1 protein-coding gene is annotated in these 788 nt (G+C 61.9%); it reads right to left on the bottom strand.

All coding sequences use genetic code 11. The features are described 5' to 3' along the window. Window positions 1-56 precede the first annotated feature (56 nt). Window positions 57-788: electron transfer flavoprotein subunit beta/FixA family protein (locus ACMUVN_RS33260; RefSeq protein WP_414816050.1), on the bottom strand; the 732-nt coding region annotated here is incomplete at its 5' end.

The following is a 788-nucleotide window of genomic DNA, read 5'->3' on the forward strand; positions in this document are numbered from 1 at the left end:
ATTGTCGTGGTCAGCCAGAAGAAGAATGGTCATGATGAGGGCTCCCTGGTTCTGGCTTAAAGCACGCCGGCTTCGTTCTTGAGCTTGTCGACCAGCTCGGCGACCGACTTGACCTTGACGCCGGCCTTGCGGCCGGATGGCTCCTCGGTCTTCAACACTTTCAACCGCGGCGCTGTGGAGACGCCAAAATCGGCAGGAGACTTCTTGTCGAGCGGCTTCTTCTTCGCCTTCATGATATTCGGCAGCGAGGCATAACGCGGTTCGTTCAGGCGCAGGTCCGAGGTGACCACCGCCGGCAGCTTGATCTCGATCGTCTGCAGGCCGCCATCGACTTCGCGGGTGACGGTCGCCTTGCCATCGCCGATCTCGATCTTCGAGGCGAAGGTCGCCTGGGCCGAACCAAGCAGTGCCGCCAGCATCTGGCCGGTCTGGTTCGAATCGTCGTCGATCGCCTGCTTGCCGACGATAACAAGGCCGGGCTGTTCGGCATCGGCGACAGCCTTGAGGATCTTGGCAACCGCCAGCGGCTCGACCGCATCGTCGGTCTCGACCAGGATTGCCCGGTCGGCGCCCATGGCGAGTGCCGTCCTCAGCGTCTCCTCGGCCTTGGCAGGACCGATCGACACCACGACCACCTCTTCGGCCTTGCCGGCTTCCTTCAGCCGCAGCGCCTCTTCCACCGAGATCTCGTCGAACGGGTTCATCGACATCTTCACATTGGCAAGCTCGACACCCGTGCCATCCGGACGAACCCGGATCTTCACGTTGTAGTCGACAACCCGTTTGAC

This window comes from Rhizobium sp. IY2 (assembly GCF_047532935.1).
GTDB lineage: Bacteria > Pseudomonadota > Alphaproteobacteria > Rhizobiales > Rhizobiaceae > Rhizobium > Rhizobium anhuiense.